We start from the raw sequence: 15684 nt of genomic DNA on the forward strand, positions 1-15684 counted from the left end.
ATGAGAAAAATTACATTATGTTTTTTGGCTTTCATTCTGCTGACTTTACCAAGTTTAGCTGACGAGGGAATGTGGATTCCCATGTTGTTGAAAAAATACAACATAGAAGATATGCAGAAAGCCGGTTTTAAATTAACAGCGGAGGATATTTACGACATCAACCAAGCCTCATTGAAAGATGCCGTTATCGGGCTGGGTAATGAAGGTTCTCCGTTTCATCACTTTTGTACCGGGGAGATCGTGAGTGATCAAGGATTGGTGATTACGAATCATCACTGCTCTTTTGGCATGATCCAAGCTCATTCCAGTTTGGAACATAACTATCTACGGGATGGTTTTTGGGCTCAATCCATGGCGGATGAGTTGGTTAATCCCAAGATAACAGCTTCTATTTTAGTTCGGATGGAGGATGTCACGGATAAAATCAATGCAGGATTGAATGCCGGGATGTCTGAAAGCGAACGTACGAAGAAGGTGAATGAAATATGCCGGATATTGGAGGCGGAAGCTGTTAAAGGAACCAATCTGGCGGCTAATATAAAGCCGTATTTTAACGGAAATCAATATTTTCTTTCCGTGTTTAAAATCTTCCGGGATGTTCGTTTAGTCGGGGCTCCGAATTCTGCTATCGGTAAATTTGGAGGGGATACGGATAACTGGACATGGCCGCGTCACACGGGTGATTTTTCCGTTTTGCGTATTTATGCGGGACCGGACAATGAGCCGGCAGCTATATCAGATAAGAACGTGCCTTATAAACCGGCTAAATTCTTTAAGATTTCTGCACGGGGGGTGCAAGAAGGTGATTTTACTATGGTTTTCGGTTATCCCGGAACGACAAACGAGTACCTGACTTCTTACGCGATAGATCAAATTGCTTCTGTTGAAGACCCGCATAAGATCAAAATCCGCACAGCAAAATTGGCGGTAATCAATGCCGCCATGGAGTCGGATGAATTGTTGCGTATAAAATATGCTGCTAAAGCTGCAAGTGTTGCTAATGCTTGGAAAAAATGGCAGGGAGAGATTAAAGGATTGGATCGTTTCAGAACGGCTGATAATAAAAGAGTTCTTGAAAATAATTTCAACAACTGGGCTAAAAGTAATGGAAAAACCGAGTATATCGGTTTGACGGATCGTTACAAAGCGTTATATGACGCTCGTAAAGAATATGTTCTGGCTGCAGCTTATGCTTCGGAGGCCGGATTGGGAGGTGCAGAAATCATAAAATTTGCCCGTGAAATAGAACAGGTATTGGATAACTATGACAAATTTCCGGATAAGGAACAGCTTAAAACATCTTTGAAAAATTACGTTGAGGCCTTCTATAAAGATTACGATGTGACCACGGATCAACGGATATTGACCGAAATGTTCAAGTTGTATAATAATGAGGAAGTCGGAGACCAATGGATACCGTCAGTCGTTCGTTTGAGCCCGAAATATGCTAAACTGAACGCTCCCGATCGTTATGCTGCCGACTTGTTTAAAAAATCAATATTCACGCATAAGGATAATTTGCTGAAATTCATCGACAATTTATCAGAGAAATCAATCACGAAAATTGAAAAAGATCCGATTCTTGGAGTAGCGACCGGAATTTACACGTTGTACGCGGATAAAATTCGTCCCGAATTGAGCCGGATTGAAAATGAATTGAAATTATTGAATCGGTTGTGGATTGCCGGATTGATGGAGATGCAGCCCGATAAAACATTCTATCCGGATGCGAATTCAACCTTACGTGTAGCATATGGAAAAGTTGCCGGATACCATGCAACTGACGCTGTTTATTACACGCACTACACGACATTGAAAGGTATCATGGAAAAGGATAATCCAAATATCTATGATTATGATGTACCCCAGAAATTACGGGATTTGTACAAGAATCGGGATTTCGGCCCTTACACTCAAGACGGGGAAGTTCCTGTTTGCTTTATCGCGACGAATCACACGACTGGCGGTAATTCCGGTAGTCCGGTTCTGGATGCAGAAGGTAATTTGATCGGTTTAAACTTTGACCGTGCTTGGGAAGGTGTGATGTCAGATATGCAATATAGCCCAGAGATTTGTCGGAATATTGCTGTTGATATTCGCTATGTCCTGTTTATCATTGATAAATATGCAGGAGCGCAAAGATTGATTGACGAGATGGTAATCATTCATTAAGTAATAAAAAATCGGGAGTAAAACTCCCGATTTTCTTTTATCCTAAGCGTTTGTTTACAACGTCCCAGTTTATAATGTTCCAATAATTTTCAATGTATTTCGGACGAGCGTTTTGGGTGTCCAAATAGTAAGCGTGTTCCCAGACATCAATTGTCAACACGGGTTTCTTTCCATGTTTCAGTGGAGTATCTGCATTACCGGTTTGTACGATTTCCAGTTTCCCCTTTTTGTCCACAACCAACCAGGCCCATCCTGAACCAAATAAGGTGGTGGCTGCTTTAGCAAACGCTTCCTTGAAGGCATCGAAACTTCCAAATGATTTATCAATCAATTCCTTTATTTTTCCTGTCGGAGCGACTTGTGCTGCATGATGAGCTTGGAAAGTCTCGAAATAGAAAATATGATTATATGTTTGTGCTGCATTATTGAAAATACCACCTTCGGATTTGATCACGATACCTTCTAAACACATTTTTTCGAATTCGGTACCCACGATTAAATTATTCAGGTTTGTAATATAAGTTGCGAGATGTTTTCCGTAGTGATATTGGATAGTACGTTCGCTGATATAAGGTTCTAACGCATTTTCTTTATAGGGTAGAGGGGGTAATTTAAATTTGTTATCCTCACCTTTTGTATTTATAACCTCTGATGACATCAACACATCCAATTCTTTGTACTCTTCTGTTTTCATATCCTTATGTTTTAAATTAAACTGCTTTTAAATTTACAAATTCTATACTAAGGATACGATAAAATATGAATAAAGTTACTGCTTTCTATGAAAAAAATAAAACGGGTAGTGAAAATGATAACTACCCGTATTTGTTCTACGTATATAGAAAACTCTATTTGCTTAATTTAGCTCCGAATTCAAATGTTTTTAGGTTAGATGAAAAAGTTTCAACAAAAGTTTTAATCATTGCCTGTTGCTCAGCCGGTAATTCTGCGCTGCTTAAAATAAGCGGAACTGCTGCAAGAAGAGTTTTCACGTAAGATGTACCTAAATATACCGTCAATTCATTATTTACAATTTTGTAATTCAAATCAATAGATTTCACGGGAATTGTACCTAACAATTCTTTAAAACCATCACTTTGTGTACTGACCTTTATAATATCTTTTTGAATAGTGTAAGTCGTCTTTAAAGTTGCAGGCTGATCATTCATGGTCATAAATATTTCCATTTCGGTTTCAGATGTAAAATTGATTCCTCGGAAATATAGAGACATGTATTTATTCGCAATTCCCGGCAACGCCATTTTAATTATGGCAACATTAATCCCTGTTTCGCTAATTCCCGGTATTCCTTCTGGGATAACCCCTGATGGAATCAATCCTTCGGGAAAACTGATCTCATCGCCATTATACTCAAATTTAAAATGAATATCACTTGTCTTTTTTGTATAATTCCAAGTCCCGATAAGGTCTTTATCGTTATTATCATCATCATCATCGCTACAAGAGAAACATGCAACTGCCACAAATAGTACAGAGATCAAGTAAATTAATTTGTTTTTCATATCTAGATAAATTTAAAATGTGTTTATAGTTTTATTGTTATAGATGCCCCGAATCGAGAGGGAGCCCCAGATTGCCCGGATTTCATGTATTCTGGTAAATTCTTGCCCACGGGGCTGTTGAACATGTAGCAAAAGAAACTTTTATCCAAAATGTTCTTACCCCACACGTGGAAATCGATGTGTTTACCGGAAATGCCCAAATCCATGTTCCAAAGGAAATAAGGATCTTGTTTCATGGTGTTCGCCTCATCAAAATATTGGGTCCCGAAACCGGTAACAGACGTGGTTGCTGTGAAAGATTTGAATAATGAGAACTTGATTGCTTTGGAGTACGCTACCCCTGTGTTCATCGTGAATTCCGGGGCCATGACAATTTTATTCCCCTCGTATTCCTTGGTTAAGTGGTGGTAGCATTCCGAATTACTATATCCTGAGGAAAGGAAATAAACCAATCGTGGCAGACATTCCCAGCTTAAATCAATTTCCGCTCCAATACTGCGGGCGTCTCCCGCATTTTTAATAATCGGCCCCATCATCTCCATGACAAAAATTTGCTGGTCTTTCCAATCAATATAAAAAAGCGCCCCATTCATGTTAAACCGTCCGTTGGCACTAAAGTATTTAGCTCCAAGTTCGTAATTCCACAAAGATTCTTTACCATATTCCAGTTCTACAACCTGCGTGGTCATTTCATTCGAAATGATATTGTACCCACCGGCTTTATATCCTTTAGATATGTTCAAGTAGGTGGATAACTGCTCGTTCCATTTTTGTAGAATGGAGAATTTGGGCAACCAAGCCGCGTAAGAATGTTTTTCGTCCCAATCATGATAACCGGTGAACTGGCTTGCCCCGTGAAATAACAAACTATCCCGGTAGGAGAGAGACGCTTTCTCGTAATCATACCTGATTCCGGCAGTGACGAACATCCCCGGCAAGAGATTTTTCACGGTAACTTGCCCGTATCCGGCAATTCCCCAAGTAGAGGTGTTATTGTAGTACGATGCTTGATCCAGATCCAGTGGGAGCAACAAGTGACGTTCCGAGCCAAAAGTGGCCAAATAGTCATTCGCCAAGTCTTTGTAAAAACCAAATGTTCCTATTGTCCAATCGATTCTCTCGCCTTGGGAGGACTGGTAATTGATCTCTTGCGTGATCAGATCCTGTTTCGATTTCTTACCATTTTGGAATACATCATGATACGTGAAATCAGCATCCAAAACCTGTTTATCTTTAGCCCGGGAATAGGAAGTGATCCAGTTCAACAGGGTTTGAGAAAAATGTTTCTGAATGTCAATGTACGTGGACAATAAATCCCGTTTATAGGATGCATCCGCATTATAATTGACCCGGTAGCGGTGTACTTTTAAAGAATCAACGGCATGATAAGCGTAGCCATCATCAAAACTATGATTATAGTTCAGACCAAACGCGACCTTCCATGTTGCATCCGTGAACACGCTTCCTTGGTAACGAAGATCGTATGAATCCGATTTGTTCGATTTCCCACCAGTAAAATCATTCTTGAAATACCCGTCCGTGCGATTATAAGCAAAAGATAATTTGTTATATAGAACTTTGTTTATAGGCAAATTAGCCATAACCATGTAATTCTGGGAGTTATAGCTGGAAACTCCTGCTTTTGCCTGCAACGAAAACTTTGTCGCAGGAGGATTTGTTCGGATATTAATCAAACCGATGATACTATTCCGACCGTACAGGGTTGTCTGAGGACCTCGCAGTACTTCTATTTGCTTGATGTCATACAAATCAAATATGAAGGCATTTTTGTCAAAGATCGGGACACCATCCACGTACAAACCGACGGGTGGGGTCCCGGATACCGTTCCAATTCCGCGAACATAGAGCGGTGTTGATAGTTTCAAGCCTCCTTCCTGCATGTAAAAATTCGGAACGATTCCTGACAGGTTCCGAAGATCCGGATTATTCTCGTTCAACAAGTTTTTCCCACTAATCACGCTGAGAGCAACAGGAATCTCGCTAATGGATAATTCCCTTTTTTCAGCCGTGATGACGACTTCTTTTAATTGTTTGATGACACTGAATGTAGAGTCATTTGTCTGCACGGTCTCGGATCGCTGTGCGAACAAATGCCCGGAGATAAATGTCAATAGCAGAATGCTATATATTATCCGCATTTGATGTTGTTTTTAATTAATATATCCCGTAAAATATTTCACTCTTTCCTCTAAAGGATTACAACAAGAGGCTAACAGGCGGGGCCCTTAGTGCTAATGAAACAAGGTTAGGATCGTCATAGGCAGCAAGATAGGTAGCTTGCTTGGTTCTCGATCGATCGTCTGTTATTTTTGAATAAGGAGTGTTTGGAGAGGAAATAATCTCCTCGTCTTCCATCGTCTGGCAATAGTATGTCTCGTTTTTCCCGATCCGGTATTCTATAATTCTTTCCTGTCCCGGAATAGCTTCCGGGGGTCTTATTTCAGTTTGTGAATAGAAACATATCACAAAGAACGCTGAAACAAGCAAATAGACGAATATGTTTACCGATGGTCCGATGAAAAACATGGTGCAAATCTATAAAATAATTGAATAGAGATAACCAAAATTCATTGGGAACATTACTAATTAGAATTATTCTAAATTTTTACAAAATACAATCCGGAATGTTGCATTTATAAAAAAGATGACGATATTTGCACTCGATATAAAATTGTAACAATTACAAATAAATAATGAATACAGTTCAAGGAACACGGGAATATTTACTTAAGTATAACATCAAACCATCTATGCAAAGGATAGCAATTATGGATTATTTGATGGTACACCGGGTACATCCGACAGCTGACGAAATTTACAATGCTTTATATCCGACCATGCCCACGTTGTCTAAAACGACAATATATAACACGATGAAATTGTTCACGGAACAGGGTGCGGTGAAAGCTCTCGTGATTGATGAAAAAAACGTGCGTTTTGACATTGACACGTCAAGTCATGCTCATTTCATGTGTTTGGGGTGCGGTTGCGTGTATGATCTTCCGATTGAGAATCAAGAAGCGATACAATTAGAAGGAGTAGGGGAATTAATCATCACAGAAATTCATCTTTATTACAAGGGGTATTGTAAAAAATGCACCGAAGAGAAAAGAAAAAACATATTATTATAACATTTAAAAAGTGCGTTATGAAAAAATTTATCTGTACTGTATGTGGTTACGTTCATGAAGGAGATGAAGCTCCGGAAATTTGTCCGCAATGTAAACAACCGAAAAGCAAGTTCAAAGAATTAGTTGAAACCGAAGGTGCTTTGACGTTCGTAGACGAACATCGTCTTGGTGTAGCAAAAGGGGTTGATCCTGAAGTTCTTGAAGGATTGAGAGCGCATTTCAACGGGGAATGTTCAGAAGTCGGGATGTATTTGGCTATGAGTCGTCAGGCAGATCGTGAAGGCTATCCGGAGATTGCAGAGGCTTTCAAACGTTACGCTTGGGAAGAGGCAGAACATGCGGCTAAATTTGCAGAATTATTAGGAGAATGTGTTTGGGATACCAAAACGAACTTGAAAAAGCGTATGGAAGCAGAGGCTGGTGCTTGCGAGGATAAAAAACGTATTGCAACCTTGGCTAAAAAATTGGATTTGGATGCTATCCACGATACTGTTCATGAAATGTGTAAGGATGAAGCTCGTCACGGTAAAGGTTTCGAGGGATTATACAATCGTTATTTCAAGTAATCTATCATAGATTGCTTTTATAATATTAAAGAGATCGTCAAGACTTAGACGATCTCTTTTTGTTAGTAAAATAATACATTTTTTATATGTATTTCATGTAACTTTACCTTGTAAGTTCCCGTAACAACACTCGAAATTGAATTTAACACGGAGAATTGTATGAGAACTTATAGATGCGAAGACGTCACTTTATCAGATAGAGGAATTGATAGTAAAGGCTGGTTGTGTAATCCGCAAGAAAAAGGTAAAAAACCGGCAATACTTGTTTTAGGCCCCAAAGATGCCTCGAATAACACGGTATTATTACAATATGCCACGCAATTGGCAAACTATGGTTTTGTTGTTTTAGGAATGGAGGAAACTCAGAATGTGAAAGCAGCCATTGATTATTTGAGCTTGAAAGATGAAGTTGACCCGAATAAAATGTACGCCATGGGAATATGTAACGGAACGAATGAAGTTCTGGCCAGTACAGAAGTGGAAAAACGACTGAAAGCGATCGCTTTAGTGGCAGGATGCTACAAACGCAAAGAGGCATCCCGGGTAAAAATCCCGACAATCGTTATTCACGGAAGAGAAAACGAAAAGGAGTATCAATCTGCTCAACGCGTGTACGACACGATCTGCGCGGAGGAAAAATTAGCTATATGGGAAGGTTCCGTTACTCATGCACAATATTTTGAAGATCCTCTTGTTCTGGATAAAACGGTACGGAATGTCTTCCGTTGGTTTAAAACACATTGACAATCACACTATATTAGGAAAAAAGCCGTCTCTAACTGATAGAGGCGGCTTTATTGTTAGATTTACCCTTATCTATGGGTTATAACAAAGTTATACTAGGGTTTTACCTATAAACGAGCATACTTGAACGGCTCACCACCACTTGTAAAAATGATGAATGGCTCCATGTCCATGCCCTATTTGGTACCCGGCTGCCGTTTCAATGGCCCCATGCAGATAATTCAAGGCTTTTTCCACGGCGATGTTCAAGGGAAAATCATGGGCTAAATAGGAGGCCACGGAGGATGATAAAGAGCATCCGGTACCGTGCGTGTTCGGGGTGATTATTTTCTTCGCTGGATAACGATATTCCAAATCATTCTCACAATCAATTAAAACATCTGTTATCTCTTCACATTCCAAGTGTCCGGCTTTTAATAAGACATTGCGAGCGCCGATATTTTTCAATGCAGGAATGGAAAGATATAAATCTTCCTGAGAGCGTATTTTCTTTCCGGAGAGAATCTCTATCTCGTAAAGATTGGGAGTGATCACGGTAGCCAACGGGAATAATTCCTTTTGCATCACGGCAATGGCCTCTTGCTGCACAAGCAGATCGCCAGAGGTTGCCACCATTACCGGGTCCACGACAATGTGCTTGATCGGGTAATCGGCTAATACTCTCGTGACGGCTTGAATCACTTCCACGGAATGTAACATACCAATTTTTACCGCATCCACGCCAATATCGTCTAAACAAGCCCTAATCTGGGCCTCTATGACATTCACAGGAAGAGATTCAATGGCTCTTACACCTAATGTATTTTGAGCTGTCACGGCTGTAATGGCAGTCATGGCGAAACACCCGCAGGCGGAGATCGCTTTTAAGTCTGCTTGAACTCCGGCTCCACCACCGCTATCGGAACCGGCTATAGATAATACTCTCTTGTAGGTTTTCATGACAAATAAAAGGTTTAGAATGATCGGGCATATAACACGAAAATCGTCGGACGTTTATTTATATCCGGTTTCACGTGTTTCCAATCCTTTATTAACATGGTTTTTATGTATTCATTTTCTGTCGTAATATCACAGGCTATCGTGAGGCGTGTCGTGGGGGACAAGGTGGCTATCATATCCTCGAATAATTGCACGTTCCGATAGGGGGTCTCTATAAACAATTGTGTCCGGTTCTCTGCGGCAGATTGTTTCTCGTAAGCTTTCAATGTTTTAATGCGTTCCGGCTTAGCAATGGGTAAATAACCATTAAACGAGAAGTTTTGCCCGTTAGCCCCGGAGGCTATTAGAGCCAATAAAATAGAAGAGGGGCCCACTAAAGGAATTACCTGATAATCGTGTTTATGGGCTAATGCCACCAATTCAGCTCCCGGATCTGCAATACCGGGGCATCCGGCCTCGGAGATAATCCCCATATCTTGATTGGCCAGATAGGGGAGATAGGTTTCAATATCTTTTATATCCGAATGTTCATTGAGGTCTAAAAAAACGAGTTCATCAATATTTATCGCTTTATCTATTTTCTTTAAATAACGACGGGTATTTTTCACGTTTTCAGTTGCAAAAACTTTGATATTCTTAATGATATGAATTACATCATCAGGAATAACCCGCTCTATCGGTGTCTCCCCAAGTAAATTGGGGATCAAATATAATTTTCCCATAATAAAATGTTTGGGGCAAATATACAGGATTATTCCGAATCTTATTATTTTTGCATGACACAATAAAACGTTCTGTATGGAATTTTCGATGTCAGAATATAATTATTTTTCAGTCTTCAACAGATGAGAGTAACAATTTTAGGAAGTGGAACTTCACAAGGGGTTCCCGTTATTGCTTGCGAATGTCCTGTTTGTCAATCTACGGATGAGAATGACAAGCGTTTAAGGAGTTCTGCCATGATTGATATTGGGGATAAAAAACTAATTATAGACGCGGGACCTGATTTCCGGACACAGATGCTACGGGCGGGTGTAAAGGACGTGACCGCTTTGCTGCTGACACATGAACACAAAGACCATATCGGGGGACTGGACGATATTCGGGCTTTTAACTGGGTCAAAAATGGCGAGGTCGACATCTACTGTAACCAGAGAACGAAAGACGTTATCAGTAAGGATTATGACTACGCTTTCGCAGCATTCCGTTATCCCGGTGTACCTGAGATGAATATTCACGTGATAGATGAAGAACCATTCTGGATTGGGGAGATTAAAATAGAACCTATTACGGTGATGCACTACAAGCTCCCCGTGACGGCATTTCGTATTGATAACTTCGCTTATATCACAGATGCGAATTTCATATCGGAGGCAAGTATGAAAAAACTGGAAGGCGTCGAATATATGGTGATTAATGCTTTGCGTAAAGAAGTTCACCTTTCTCATTTTACACTGGATCAGGCTATTGATGTGGTGAAAACCTTACACGTGAAACAGGCCTACATCACGCATATCGGTCATCAGATGGGATTGCACGAAGAGGTCTCGCGGGAATTACCTGAAAATATACAACTGGCTCATGATATGTTATCATTTGAGTTCTAAAATCTTATTGCCCGCTCCGTTTTCCTTTTTGTTAAATGCTTGCTGAAAGGCAAGAGTGAATGTGAATAAAAAAGGACTTAAAATTTCCGTTAATCCACTGTTTTTATTACATTTGTGGGATTTTAGTAATATAGGGGTGAAATTTAGAATAATACCCTATAAAACAATGCGTTAATAGTGTAATTTAATATTATAAATGGAAAACGTCGGAGAAAAAATTATCAAGATCAACATCGAGGAGGAGATGAAATCTTCGTACATTGACTATTCAATGTCGGTGATTGTGTCGCGTGCATTACCTGATGTTAGGGACGGTTTGAAACCGGTACAGAGAAGGGTATTATATGGAATGAGCGAATTGGGTGTTACGTCTGGTAAACCATTCAAAAAGTCAGCGAGAATTGTCGGAGAGGTACTCGGAAAGTACCACCCTCATGGTGATAGCTCGGTTTACATGGCGATGGTACGTATGGCCCAAAGTTGGTCTTTGCGTTATCCGTTGGTTGACGGACAAGGAAACTTCGGTTCCGTGGATGGAGATAGCCCCGCAGCAATGCGTTATACAGAGGCTCGTTTGATGAAGGTAACCGAGGACACATTGGTGGATTTGGATAAGGATACCGTGGACATGATTCCGAACTTCGACGAATCATTAAAAGAACCCAGCGTTCTACCCACCAGAATTCCTTTGTTACTCGTGAATGGTGCGTCTGGTATCGCGGTTGGTATGGCTACTAATATGCCTCCTCACAATCTGCGTGACACGATCGATGCTATTTGTGCTTATATTGATGACCGGGATATTGAAATAGATGACTTGATCCGGATCATAAAAGCACCGGATTTCCCCACGGGAGGAACAATTTACGGGTATGCCGGGGTGAAAGAGGCATATCACACGGGAAGAGGCCGTGTGGTTGTTCGTTCGAAAACATCCGTGGAGACAACTCCTCATGGCCGGGAAAAACTGATCGTCCACGAAATTCCTTATATGGTCAACAAAGCAGAATTGATTTCTCGCATTGCTGATCTGGTGAACGAGAAAAAAATAGATGGAATCTCTAATATTAATGACGAGTCCGACCGTAGCGGTATGCGTATCGTTATTGATTTGAAAAAAGATGCCATTGCCAATGTCGTTCTGAATACATTATTAAAACATACGGCTCTTCAAACTTCTTTTGGGGTGAACAACATCGCACTCGTGGGAGGTAGACCCCGTTTGTTGAATTTGAAGGACTTGATCCGGTTATTCGTGGAACATCGTCATGATGTCATTACACGGCGTACTCAATTTGAATTAAAGCAAGCGGAAGATCGGGCTCACATTCTGGAAGGTTTGATCATTGCCAGTGATCATATTGACGAAGTGATCCGGATTATCCGGGCATCTAAAACTCCGGAGGAAGCAAAGAATAATTTGATTGAACGTTTCTCCTTGACGGAGGTACAAGCTCGTGCTATCGTTGAAATGAGATTGCGTCAACTAACAGGTCTGGAGCAAGATAAGCTAAGAGCCGAGTATGACGACATCATGAAATTGATCGAGCATTTGAAAGAAATTCTAGCTAGTTTAAAATTGAGAATGCAAATTATTAAAGATGAACTGCTTCAAGTGAAAGCTCAATATAACGATGAGCGTAAAACAGACATCGTTTATGCCTCTGAAGAATTCAACCCGGAAGATTTTTATGCCGATGAAGAAATGGTAATCACTATTTCTCACATGGGATATATCAAACGGACTCCGCTATCCGAATACAAGGTTCAAAATCGCGGGGGAGTAGGTTCGAAAGGATCTGCCACGAGAGATGAAGATTTTCTTGAACATATGATTATGGCCACGATGCATAACACCATGTTGTTCTTCACTGAAAAAGGAAAATGTTTCTGGCTGAAAGTATGGGAAATCCCGGAAGGAACTAAACAATCTAAGGGTAGAGCTATCCAGAATTTATTGAATATCGAGCCGGATGATAAGGTGAAGGCTTATATCAACATCCTCAATTTGAAAGATGAAGAGTATATCAATAATAACTATATTGTATTATGCTCGAAACAAGGTATTGTGAAAAAAACAACCTTGGAGGCCTACTCTCGTCCGAGAGCGAATGGAGTGAATGCAATTACAATTAAAGACGGGGATCAATTGCTGGATGCAAAAATGACCAATGGTAAATGTGACATCATGATAGCGGTCAAATCCGGTAAAGCCATCCGTTTCCCGGAAGAAAAAGTTCGTCCGATGGGTAGAACTGCATCCGGGGTAAAGGGTATCTCGCTGGATAACGAAGGAGACGAGGTAATCGGTATGATTTGCATTGAATCCGGTAAATCCGACGTGTTGGTTGTGTCTGAAAATGGATATGGAAAACGTTCCAGTATCGAGGATTATCGTATCACTAATAGAGGTGGTAAGGGTGTTAAGACCATCAACATGACGGAAAAAACAGGTAACCTGATCGCCTTGCTTGACGTTACGGATGAAGATAACTTGATGATTATTAACAAGTCAGGATTGACGATAAGACTGGATGTTAGTACCTTGAGAGTTATGGGACGTAACACACAGGGTGTGAGATTAATTAATTTGCGAAATGATGATGCTATTGCAGCAGTAGCGAAAGTATCCGCTTCGAAAGAAGAGAATCTTCCGGAAGAAGGGCAGGAGGGAACAGAAGTAGCAGAGTCGAATGATGAAGAATAATTATTTACACATGATATCTAATTGGAACACAAATTTTTAACGTATGAAAAAACTATCTTTTATCATTGCCCTTCTGCTTTGCGTGAATATATCTTTCGCGCAAAAGGGGAAAGTAACATCGGCTGTTAGCTTTTTCACGCAGGGAAAGCTGGATAAAGCGAAAGAACTGATAGATGAAGCTATTGGCCATGAGAATTGCGTGAACTGGGCGAAAGCTTATATGGTTAGAGGACAAATCTATCAAGCCATCTTCGAAACTCAGGATGAGAATTACAAAAAACTCTCCAAAGATCCGTTAAGTGTAGCTTGGGACTCTTATCAAAAAGTTATCCAACTGGACGATAAGAATAAATTTGAGAAAGATTTAAAGACCCAGTATGCTAATTTGGTTATAGACTTTACTAACCAAGGTGTTGTTTGTTACAATCAAGGAATGAAAACAGATGATACCAAAGATTTTAAAGATGCTGTAAACAATTTTAAACGAGTATTGGAAATCAACGAATCCCCGCTAGGAACACAAAAAGTAGACACGACCGTTATCTATAACGCCGGAGTAGCTGCACACAAAGCCGGAGATCTGGATGAAGCAATTAAGTTCTACAAAAAATCTTTGGAATTGAATTATGAAGCTGGAAAGATTTACGCGATGGTGGCAAATATCCTTTTAGGACAAAGCCGTGCCGCTAATGAGGCCGGAGATTCTGTTACAGGAAAAGCAAAGCAGGAAGAAGCTGTTAATTTCTTACATGAAGGACACAAATTGTATCCGGATGATAACTATATGCTGGTTGAGTTGATCAACTATTACTTGATGGGTGATACTCCAGCTAAAGCTGAAGAATTCCTGGATGCTGCCATTAAACAAGAGCCGAATAAAGCTGAATATTACAGAGCGAAAGGATCTTTATACGAAAAATTAAATCAACCGGAAAAGGCTGAGGCAATGTATATCAAGACTTTGGAACTGAATCCGAGTGATTTCTTCGCACAATATAATTTGGGTAACATTCATTTGAACCGGGTTATTGAAGATCATAAAGTTGTACAGGATATCGTTGATGCAAAGGAATATAACGCTGCCTTGGATAAGGTTATGGAGAAATACGAAGCTGTAATTCCTTATTTCGAAAAAGCATTGGAATTAAATCCTAATGACAAGAATACGTTGACTACGTTGAAAGAATTATATTTCCGCTTGAGAACAAAAAATAAAGTTTATCAAGAGAAGTATGACAAGACAATGGAGGCTTTGAATAGCTTGTAAATATCACAAGAAGAAGGAGATATACATTTTTCCTTCTTCTTTTTTGTGCTTATTTATTATCATAATATCAATTATAATACAAATATTATAATAGAAGAAAAGAGTACTTTTTCTTTTCATGATCCTCTAAAAGTTACTATATTTGTAAGTTACAAAATAAATATTTCATTCACCAAAGAAAATTATTCATGCAAAATAAAGTTGTAATTATTACAGGAGCTTCTTCTGGCATAGGTAAAGCGCTTGTTTATGAATTTGCAAAACGTGGAGCAAAAATTGCCATGGGAGCTCGGAATTTGGATGAATTACAGAAAATCGAGACAGATTTAAAATCTCGGGGTGTTGATGCGCTTTCCGTTCAAACGGATGTTACTCGGGAGTTGGATTGTAAAAATCTGGTTGAGAAAACAGTTGAACGATTTGGTAAAATTGATGTTCTTGTAAACAATGCCGGAATATCCATGCGTGCGCTATTTGAAGATTTGGAACTGGATGTCATCCGGCGTTTAATGGATGTGAATTTTTGGGGAACGGTTTATTGTACCAAATTCGCATTACCTTATATATTAAAAACAAAAGGTAGTTTAGTCGGAATTATTTCAGTTGCTGGCTTCCTTGGACTACCCGGAAGAACCGGATATTCTGCCAGTAAATTTGCCGTGCGCGGATTCTTGAATACATTGCGAGTTGAGAATCTAAAGAAAGGATTGCATGTTCTTGTTGCGGCTCCGGGATTCACGGCATCCAACATACGAAAAACGGCTTTAGTAGCTGACGGACATCAACAAGGCGATAGCCCGCGGGCAGAAAATAAAATGATGAGTGCAGAAAGATGCGCTCAAATAATTGTAAATGGTGTAGTGAAACGTAAACGGGAAATCGTGATGACACTGGTTGAAGGAAAAATATCCGTGTTTTTAAGCAAGTGGTTCCCTAGCTTGTTGGATAAACTTGCTTACAGCCACATGGCTAAAGAACCCGATTCACCGTTTAAATAACGAAAAAAA

The 15684-nt window shown here is 39.9% G+C and carries 14 protein-coding genes; 8 read left to right on the top strand and 6 right to left on the bottom strand.

Features of this window, described 5'->3' with window-relative positions:
- Positions 1-2172, top strand: a complete 2172-nt coding sequence (locus tag R8806_RS03800) for a S46 family peptidase (RefSeq protein WP_124317193.1) — start codon at positions 1-3, stop codon at positions 2170-2172.
- 37 nt (positions 2173-2209) lie between these two features.
- On the opposite strand, the gene R8806_RS03805 is transcribed toward R8806_RS03800, so the two are convergent.
- The 4 genes from R8806_RS03805 to R8806_RS03820 form a co-directional block, all read right to left on the bottom strand.
- Positions 2210-2866, bottom strand: a complete 657-nt coding sequence (locus R8806_RS03805) for a superoxide dismutase (RefSeq protein ID WP_124317192.1) — start codon at positions 2864-2866, stop codon at positions 2210-2212.
- A 154-nt stretch (positions 2867-3020) separates the two neighbouring features.
- Positions 3021-3695 (bottom strand): hypothetical protein, encoded by a 675-nt coding sequence (locus R8806_RS03810; RefSeq protein ID WP_151411547.1) that lies wholly within the window; start codon positions 3693-3695, stop codon positions 3021-3023.
- A 23-nt stretch (positions 3696-3718) separates the two neighbouring features.
- A complete protein-coding gene (locus R8806_RS03815) occupies positions 3719-5854 on the bottom strand; it encodes a TonB-dependent receptor (RefSeq protein WP_151411548.1) in 2136 nt (711 codons plus the stop codon).
- 58 nt (positions 5855-5912) lie between these two features.
- Positions 5913-6242 (bottom strand): hypothetical protein, encoded by a 330-nt coding sequence (locus R8806_RS03820; RefSeq protein ID WP_124318510.1) that lies wholly within the window; start codon positions 6240-6242, stop codon positions 5913-5915.
- Positions 6243-6409: 167 nt separating this feature from the next.
- Between R8806_RS03820 and R8806_RS03825 the strand changes: the two genes are divergently transcribed.
- The 3 genes from R8806_RS03825 to R8806_RS03835 all read left to right on the top strand — a co-directional run bounded on the left by R8806_RS03825 (position 6410) and on the right by R8806_RS03835 (position 8157).
- On the top strand, positions 6410-6847 hold the full coding sequence (locus R8806_RS03825; RefSeq protein WP_124318502.1) for a Fur family transcriptional regulator: 438 nt from the start codon (positions 6410-6412) through the stop codon (positions 6845-6847).
- Positions 6848-6864: 17 nt separating this feature from the next.
- Positions 6865-7413, top strand: coding sequence for an NADH peroxidase (locus tag R8806_RS03830; protein WP_124318500.1), 549 nt, complete (start codon positions 6865-6867; stop codon positions 7411-7413).
- 159 nt (positions 7414-7572) lie between these two features.
- A complete protein-coding gene (locus R8806_RS03835; RefSeq protein WP_124317378.1) occupies positions 7573-8157 on the top strand; it encodes an alpha/beta hydrolase in 585 nt (194 codons plus the stop codon).
- Between the two features lie 132 nt (positions 8158-8289).
- Here the strand turns inward: R8806_RS03835 and thiD are convergent, their stop codons facing one another.
- Positions 8290-9096 carry a bifunctional hydroxymethylpyrimidine kinase/phosphomethylpyrimidine kinase gene (gene thiD, locus R8806_RS03840; protein ID WP_124317379.1) on the bottom strand — a complete coding sequence of 269 codons (807 nt, stop codon included), beginning with the start codon at positions 9094-9096 and terminating at the stop codon, positions 8290-8292.
- 14 nt (positions 9097-9110) lie between these two features.
- The gene (locus R8806_RS03845; protein WP_221230286.1) at positions 9111-9818 is read right to left on the bottom strand and encodes an SAM-dependent methyltransferase; all 708 of its coding nucleotides are present in this window, start codon (positions 9816-9818) and stop codon (positions 9111-9113) included.
- Between the two features lie 123 nt (positions 9819-9941).
- On the opposite strand from R8806_RS03845, the gene R8806_RS03850 reads away from it, so the two are divergent.
- The 4 genes from R8806_RS03850 to R8806_RS03865 all read left to right on the top strand — a co-directional run bounded on the left by R8806_RS03850 (position 9942) and on the right by R8806_RS03865 (position 15675).
- Positions 9942-10703 (top strand): MBL fold metallo-hydrolase, encoded by a 762-nt coding sequence (locus R8806_RS03850; protein ID WP_124317380.1) that lies wholly within the window; start codon positions 9942-9944, stop codon positions 10701-10703.
- 196 nt (positions 10704-10899) lie between these two features.
- Positions 10900-13410, top strand: coding sequence for a DNA gyrase subunit A (gene gyrA, locus R8806_RS03855; RefSeq protein ID WP_151411549.1), 2511 nt, complete (start codon positions 10900-10902; stop codon positions 13408-13410).
- Between the two features lie 43 nt (positions 13411-13453).
- Positions 13454-14677 carry a tetratricopeptide repeat protein gene (locus R8806_RS03860; RefSeq protein ID WP_124317382.1) on the top strand — a complete coding sequence of 408 codons (1224 nt, stop codon included), beginning with the start codon at positions 13454-13456 and terminating at the stop codon, positions 14675-14677.
- 188 nt (positions 14678-14865) lie between these two features.
- Positions 14866-15675 carry an SDR family oxidoreductase gene (locus R8806_RS03865; protein WP_124317068.1) on the top strand — a complete coding sequence of 270 codons (810 nt, stop codon included), beginning with the start codon at positions 14866-14868 and terminating at the stop codon, positions 15673-15675.
- The last annotated feature ends 9 nt before the right edge of the window (positions 15676-15684 follow it).

It is taken from the genome of Butyricimonas faecihominis, assembly GCF_033096445.1.
Lineage (GTDB): Bacteria > Bacteroidota > Bacteroidia > Bacteroidales > Marinifilaceae > Butyricimonas > Butyricimonas faecihominis.

Bases quoted from the DNA above. Each gene is read 5' to 3' on its own strand.
- R8806_RS03800 (WP_124317193.1), top strand. From the start codon at position 1: ATGAGAAAAATTACATTATGTTTTTTGGCTTTCATTCTGCTGACTTTA.
- R8806_RS03805 (WP_124317192.1), bottom strand. From the start codon at position 2,866: ATGAAAACAGAAGAGTACAAAGAATTGGATGTGTTGATGTCATCAGAG.
- R8806_RS03810 (WP_151411547.1), bottom strand. From the start codon at position 3,695: ATGAAAAACAAATTAATTTACTTGATCTCTGTACTATTTGTGGCAGTT.
- R8806_RS03815 (WP_151411548.1), bottom strand. From the start codon at position 5,854: ATGCGGATAATATATAGCATTCTGCTATTGACATTTATCTCCGGGCAT.
- R8806_RS03820 (WP_124318510.1), bottom strand. From the start codon at position 6,242: ATGTTTTTCATCGGACCATCGGTAAACATATTCGTCTATTTGCTTGTT.
- R8806_RS03825 (WP_124318502.1), top strand. From the start codon at position 6,410: ATGAATACAGTTCAAGGAACACGGGAATATTTACTTAAGTATAACATC.
- R8806_RS03830 (WP_124318500.1), top strand. From the start codon at position 6,865: ATGAAAAAATTTATCTGTACTGTATGTGGTTACGTTCATGAAGGAGAT.
- R8806_RS03835 (WP_124317378.1), top strand. From the start codon at position 7,573: ATGAGAACTTATAGATGCGAAGACGTCACTTTATCAGATAGAGGAATT.
- thiD (WP_124317379.1), bottom strand. From the start codon at position 9,096: ATGAAAACCTACAAGAGAGTATTATCTATAGCCGGTTCCGATAGCGGT.
- R8806_RS03845 (WP_221230286.1), bottom strand. From the start codon at position 9,818: ATGGGAAAATTATATTTGATCCCCAATTTACTTGGGGAGACACCGATA.
- R8806_RS03850 (WP_124317380.1), top strand. From the start codon at position 9,942: ATGAGAGTAACAATTTTAGGAAGTGGAACTTCACAAGGGGTTCCCGTT.
- gyrA (WP_151411549.1), top strand. From the start codon at position 10,900: ATGGAAAACGTCGGAGAAAAAATTATCAAGATCAACATCGAGGAGGAG.
- R8806_RS03860 (WP_124317382.1), top strand. From the start codon at position 13,454: ATGAAAAAACTATCTTTTATCATTGCCCTTCTGCTTTGCGTGAATATA.
- R8806_RS03865 (WP_124317068.1), top strand. From the start codon at position 14,866: ATGCAAAATAAAGTTGTAATTATTACAGGAGCTTCTTCTGGCATAGGT.